General features: G+C 73.1%; 5 protein-coding genes and 1 pseudogene. 3 read left to right on the top strand and 3 right to left on the bottom strand.

The genetic code is table 11. The features are described 5' to 3' along the window. Positions 1 to 50: 50 nt before the first annotated feature. From AOK16_RS13535 to AOK16_RS13525, 3 genes are read right to left on the bottom strand one after another with little or no spacing between them, the layout of a single operon-like run. Positions 51 to 866, bottom strand: coding sequence for a cupin domain-containing protein (locus AOK16_RS13535; RefSeq protein ID WP_055472517.1), 816 nt, complete (start codon positions 864 to 866; stop codon positions 51 to 53). Between the two features lie 5 nt (positions 867 to 871). After that, on the bottom strand, positions 872 to 1,810 hold the full coding sequence (locus AOK16_RS13530) for a DUF6807 domain-containing protein (RefSeq protein ID WP_055472516.1): 939 nt from the start codon (positions 1,808 to 1,810) through the stop codon (positions 872 to 874). Then, on the bottom strand, positions 1,807 to 3,045 hold the full coding sequence (locus AOK16_RS13525; RefSeq protein ID WP_079101345.1) for a Gfo/Idh/MocA family protein: 1,239 nt from the start codon (positions 3,043 to 3,045) through the stop codon (positions 1,807 to 1,809). The genes AOK16_RS13530 and AOK16_RS13525 overlap by 4 nt, the downstream gene beginning before the upstream one ends. Before the next feature lie 275 nt (positions 3,046 to 3,320). On the opposite strand from AOK16_RS13525, the gene AOK16_RS13520 reads away from it, so the two are divergent. The 3 genes and pseudogenes from AOK16_RS13520 to AOK16_RS13510 all read left to right on the top strand — a co-directional run bounded on the left by AOK16_RS13520 (position 3,321) and on the right by AOK16_RS13510 (position 5,904). Beyond that, positions 3,321 to 4,385, top strand: a complete 1,065-nt coding sequence (locus tag AOK16_RS13520; protein WP_055472515.1) for a LacI family DNA-binding transcriptional regulator — start codon at positions 3,321 to 3,323, stop codon at positions 4,383 to 4,385. A 154-nt stretch (positions 4,386 to 4,539) separates the two neighbouring features. Then, positions 4,540 to 5,019, top strand: a pseudogene (locus AOK16_RS13515) (GNAT family N-acetyltransferase); the annotation flags it as partial. An 87-nt stretch (positions 5,020 to 5,106) separates the two neighbouring features. Further along, entirely contained in the window at positions 5,107 to 5,904 is a 798-nt protein-coding gene (locus AOK16_RS13510) for a sugar phosphate isomerase/epimerase family protein (RefSeq protein WP_055472514.1), read from the top strand. Positions 5,905 to 6,115: the final 211 nt, after the last annotated feature.

Raw genomic sequence — 6,115 nt, 5'->3', positions numbered from 1 at the left:
GGCCCGCAGCCCGCCCCTCGGGCACCCCCAGCGAGCACCGTTCACTTCTCCTACACCGCTGGGCGCCGCAAGGTTCCACTCCCCTCGCCGCTACTCGCGATAATCGGCAGCGTCGCACCCGAAATCTCGTACTCCGCCCGACGCCCGCACATCCCGTAACCGCCCTCCCTCGTCGCCCCCGACGTCTCGACGCGGGCCTGCCCCAGGTGCACAGCGTCGCCGGACGCAAGCGCCGTCAGCTGAACTCCGGTGCGCTGTGCGGCGGCGAGCGCGCCCGCCCGCCACAGCTCCTGCCAGCCGGCGACCTTGGGCCGTACGAGCCGGGCCGCCGCCGCGTGGAAGGCGTGCAGCGGTCCCGGGTCGCCCTTTTCGAGCGCCGCGCGCAGTTCGAGGTAGCCCTCGACGGCCAGGTCACGGCGGCGCCTCGCCGCCTCCTCGGCAGCCGGGCCCTCCTTCGCGGGGAGCGCGGCCGCCGCCGCGTACCGCTCCGGGTCGGCCAGGATCTCCGGCGGGAAGGTGAACACCGCGTCACCGGCCTCCGGAAGCCCGCTGTTCTGCATCAGCACGGTGATCTTCAGCCCGCCCCGCTGGATCATGCGGTGGACGGTGCCGGGGCCGAACCAGGCGACGGAGCCCGCCGACAGCTCGGTTTCGCGGTAGCCGTCGGGGGTGAGGGTCTGCACGGCCCCCTGGCCCGCCGTGACGACGTACGCCTCGGTGCAGACCAGGTGGATGTGCGGGCTGCCGCCGCACACGCCGTCGGCGGCCTCCCACTCGTAGCAGCTGATGTGGGAGAGCCCGACCGCGCCTGGCAGCGGGTTGGGCAACGCACCGGGCAGCGGGTTCGGCAGCGACGCCTCGGCCATCTCGCTCACCACCCGTGCGACTTGAGGTAGGCCTCGGCGCGGTCGCGGTCCCATGCTCCGTCGGCGACGACCACCCGGTAGCGGTAGGAGAAGCTCTCGCCCGGGGCCAGCTCGAACTCCTCGAAGAATGCCCAGGAGAAGGCCACCGTGGGGATGGGCCGGGAGCGTACGAACCAGTGCGAGGCGTGGATGCCGCCCTCGTTCTCGGGGGCGTGCGCGAAGAGCAGGGTGCTCTTGGCATCGATGTCGTCGTGCGTGCCGACGAACGCCAGCCAGGGCGCCTGGGTGCCCATCAGGTCCGCGGCCCCCGGCTCGCCGCCACCGCCGCGGCCGTCCGGGCCCAGGACGTCGCCGCCGGTGAAGTCGCGCGGCCCGCGCCACTGGAGGCCGGTGTACCCGGCCATTTCGCGGCCCGCGGTCGTCGGGGAGCCGAAGCGCAGCGGTTCGGTACGGGTGTTGGTGAGGTGGATGGACCAGTCCAGCGCGTAGGAGCCCTCGTCCGGCTCCACGGAGTGGAGCTCGACGGTGCGCCGCTCCCTGGCCCACTCCTCGCCGCCGTTCTCGATCCAGGTGAGCGACTCGGTGAAGCGCAGCCGGTCTTCCGCCGCTTCGAAGGCCTCGAAGCCGTCGTGGCGCATCGACCCGACCCGGTCGCGCTTCTCCTGGTAGCCCTGCCCGGGTCCCAGGTAGCAGTTGCCGCCCCAGAAGTTCTGCCCGGACAGGTGGCTGGCAGTCATCTGCAGACCTTTGTGCCAGCGGTGGTCGTTGGGCCGGTAGCCGGAGACGAGGCTGCCGGAGAGTGTGCGCAGCGGGTGGATGTACGGCTTGCGGGACTCGAAGGCCTCCGGGTCGGGCCGGTACACGTAGTTCAGCAGCTCCGTGCCGCCCGAGGCGACCGAAATGGCCTCGCCCAGGGTGTGGTTGACGGTGATCCGCGCGCTCATCGGGTCTCCTTGAGGGTGCCGCTGGTGGTGTCGCCTGTGGTGTCGCCGGTGGTCTCGCCCGGCTTCGCGGTACCGCCCCCGGGGGTCTCGGAGGCGGGCCCCGGCGCCCAGTCGGGATGTTCCCCGTGCATGGCGCGGTAGTACGGGTCGCCGGGCGCGATCTCGCCCGCGTGGACCGGCCGCCCCGTGAAGGCCGACTTGTAGATGGCGGCGATGAACTCCAGTGTGCGGCGGGCGTCCTGGCCGCCGCCCGGCGGGCGCTTGCCGTCGCGCACCGCGGCGATCAGGCCCGCGAGCTGTGCCGCGTGGGAGCTGGGCAGGTCGGCCGCGGGGGTGCTCCACGCGCGCGTGCGGGCCTCGTCGGCCGCGGCGTGCGGGGCGGGGGTGTAGACCCAGTCGTCGTTGGAGTGGCGGTAGAGGTGGGTGAGTTCGACGGTCGCGTCGGCGCAGTCGATGCGTATCCGGCTGACCTCGTCGGGCGAGAGGACGCTGTTGACCACCGTGGCCATGGCGCCGTTCTCGAACCGTACGAGCGCTGTGGAGACGTCCTCGCTCTCCACAGCGTGGACCAGGCGCCCGGCCATGCCCCGTACTTCGCTCCAGTCGCCGAGGAGGTGCAGCAGCAGGTCCATCTGGTGGATGCCGTGCCCCATGGAGGGGCCGCCGCCCTCGGTGGCCCACTTCCCGCGCCAGGGGACGGCGTAGTAGTCGGCGTTGCGGTACCAGGTGGTCTGGCAGTGCGCGACGAGCGGGGCGCCGAGTTTCCCGGCCAGCAGTTCGCGCGCGTGGACGGCGCCCGAGCCGTAGCGGTGCTGGAACACCACGGCGGCGTAGGGGCCTTGGGCGCCGGTGCCCTCGGCCGCGGCGATCTCGTCGTACTCGGCCAGCGAGAGGCACAGCGGCTTCTCGCACAGCACCCAGGCCCCGGCCCGCAGCGCGGCCACGGTCTGCTCGCGGTGGAGCGAGGGAGGGGTGCCGATGAGGACGAGGTCGGGGCGCTGCTCCGCGAGCATCTCGTCCAGACCGGTGTATCCGGCGACGTTCCAGCCCGTACCGCCGCCGGTGGTCTCGGCGGCGGCTCGGCGGAAGGCCTCGAGCCGTTTCTTGTCCACGTCCACGGCGGCCACCAGCTCTATGTGGGTGGCGTTTTCTCTCAGGGCCGGCAGGTGGCTGCCGGTCACGATGCCGCCCGTGCCGACGACGGCTGCACGGAGGCGTTGGGTGGCTGGGGGCATGGGAGTACGCTCCTTCGGCGGCCAACGGAAAGCGCTTGCCGGGACGGACCCTAGGCACGGCCCAAATGTCTGAACAAGGGGCTGGAGGAAAGGAACTCAACACCGCTACCGCTCGTCTCACGAAGTGAGAGCATGTGTCCGGGTGGTCGAACAACGGGGGTTCGGGAGCGGGACCCCAAGGCGCCCGGCCGGCTCGGGGGACGCGTGCACGACTGGCGGTGCACCCGGCACAACTGGTAGTACCCAAGGCTCGGATCCCGGACGCGGAGGCAGACATGGCAGTGACCCTGGCGGATGTGGCGGCCCGCGCCCAGGTCTCCTCGGCCACGGTCTCCCGCGTGCTCAGCGGCAACTACCCCGTCTCCGAGGCGACCAGAGCGCGCGTGCTGCGCGCGGTCGACGAGCTGGACTACGTGCTGAACGGTCCCGCGAGCGCGCTCGCGGCCGCCACCTCCGACCTGGTCGGCATCCTCGTCAACGACATCGCCGACCCGTTCTTCGGCATCATCGCAAGTGCCGTGCAGTCCGAGATCGGCGGCGGTCAGCGGGGCGGGAGCGGCGAGAAGCTGGCCGTGGTGTGCAACACCGGCGGCTCGCCGGAGCGCGAACTCACCTACCTCACCCTGCTCCAGCGCCAGCGCGCGGCCGCGGTCGTCCTGACGGGCGGCGCGGTCGAGGGGCCCGAGCACGCGGCGGCCGTCACGGCGAAGCTCGGCCGGCTGGCCGCGGCGGGCACCCGGGTCGTCCTGTGCGGGCGCCCGCCCGCCGGCGAGGAGCCCGCTTCCGCGGCCGTCACCCTCGCCTTCGACAACCGGGGCGGGGCCCAGCGGCTGACCGAGCACCTGCTGGCCCTGGGCCACCGCCGGATCGGCTACGTCACTGGCCCGGCCGACCGGACCACCACCCGCCACCGCCTTGAGGGCCACCGCGCCGCGCTGGCCACCGCCGGGCTCCTGGCGGGCGCCGAGGAGCTGACGGTCCACGGCTCGTACGACCGCGCCTCCGGCTACGACGCGGCGCTCGAACTGCTGCGCAGACGCCCGGACCTGACCGCGATCGCCGCCGCCAACGACACGATCGCGCTGGGCGTCTGCGCGGCCCTGCGCGACCGGGGCCTGCGCATCCCGCAGGACGTGTCGGTGGCCGGCTTCGACGACCTGCCCTTCAGCGCGGACGCGGTGCCCGCGCTCACGACCGTACGGCTGCCCCTGCAGGCGGCGGGCGCCCGGGCGGGCCGGCTGGCGATGGGCCGCGAGGCCACGCCGCCCGGCGGCGTGGCCACGATCCGCTCGGACCTGATGGCCCGCGCCTCGACGGCTCCGCCGCCGGAAAAGGCCTGACCACAAGCGCTCTTCGGGGGTTATCCACAGGCCATCCGGCCGCCGGGTCACCCGCGCTATCGTGGGTTCTCCCCGGTCGGCCGGCAGGCCCGGTTCCGGCCACAGCGTTACGGAGGCAGCCGACGTGAACGCCAGCGACACCTCCCCCGGGCCCGAGCCGCGGCTGCGCGAGCCGGAGCCGGGCGACCTCGGGTGGATCGTGCAGGCCCATGGGGCGTTGTACGCACGCGAGTTCGGGTGGAACGCGGACTTCGAGGCGCTGGTGGCGCGGATCGTCGCGGACTTCGCGGAGGACCACGACCCACTGCTGGAGCGGGTGTGGATCGCCGAGTCGGCCGGCCGTACGGTCGGGTGCGTGATGTGCGTACGGGACGAGGCGCCCACCACCGCGCGGCTGCGGCTGCTGCTCGTGGACTCCGCGGCGCGCGGGCACGGGCTCGGGGACCGACTGGTGGGCGAGTGCGTGCGCTTCGCGCGCCAGGCCGGGTACCGCGAGCTGGTGCTGTGGACCAACGACGCCCTCGGGGCCGCCCGGAGGATCTACACCCGGGCCGGGTTCGAGCTGATGGCGGAGAAGCCCCACCACAGTTACGGCGCGGACCTGGTGGGCCAGGACTGGCGCCTGGTTCTGTAGGGACCGGCCCCTTCTCCCTGGTCCGGGTCGGCGGCACCATGGAGGCCACCCGCGTAACAACCGCTTGCTGTCCTCTCTGGAGCCGCCGTGAAACTCGCCTTCTCGACCCTCGGAGTCCCTGGCCTGCCCATCGCCGACGTGGTCCGGCTGGCGGCTGAGAACGGCTACCACGGCGTGGAGTTGCGGGCCCACCCCGAGGAGCCGGTGCACCCGGGCATCGGCCTCCACCAACGCGCCGACGTCGTCGAGGAGTTCAAGGTGGCCGGGGTGGAAATCCTCACCGTCGCGGGGTACGCGCGCGTGGCCGCGCCCGGGGACGACGAGCCCGTCCTGGACGAGATCCACTCCCTGCTCGCCCTCGCCCGCGACCTGGGCGCCTCATATGTGAGGGTCTTTCCCGGCGGCGGCGACCAACCGGCGGACGAGGCGGACGCGGTCGCCGCGCGCCGCCTGGCGGCCGCCGCCCCGCACGCCACCGACATGGGCGTGCGGATCCTACTGGAGACCCACGACTCGCACCGCCGCGGCGTGGACGCCGCCCGCGTGCTGGGTCTGGTGGACCACCGCGGCGCGGGTGCCCTCTGGGACGTGATGCACACCTGGCTGGGCAGCGAGGACCCCGTCGCGACCTGGCCGATCCTCGCCCCGCACCTCGGCTACCTTCAGGTGAAGGACATCGCCTCCCCCGACGACACCACCCCGCTCGCGCTGGGCACCGGCTGCCTGCCCCTCGCCGAGACCGTCGAGCAGCTCAGCCGTGCGGGCTGGGACGGCTGGCTGTGCTGGGAGTACGAGAAGCGCTGGTACGAGCGGGCGGCGGACCTGCCACCGCTCCTGGAAGCGGGCCGCGACCATCTGGCGCGGCTGCTGGCCCAGTCCGCCTGAAGCCACCCGGCCCGCCCACCTTCCCTGGCCGGGGTGGTGAGCCCTGGCTCCGCGCGTCCGGCTGCTGACGGAGCGTCTGACCCGCTGGCGACCGGCGCTTCCCATTGACTGGCGATAACTTTCCGGATAACCGTGTCTCCAGGTAAATCCTGGAAGTTTCCTTCACCTCTCCCGCCACGCACCTCCTCCCGGAAGGAGTGCACGTGCCCCA

Origin of the sequence: Streptomyces pathocidini, assembly GCF_001418495.1 — a bacterium.
GTDB lineage: Bacteria > Actinomycetota > Actinomycetes > Streptomycetales > Streptomycetaceae > Streptomyces > Streptomyces pathocidini.
The sequence above is the reverse complement of the archived record's forward strand: the minus strand, read 5'-3'. Positions and strand labels throughout refer to the sequence as shown.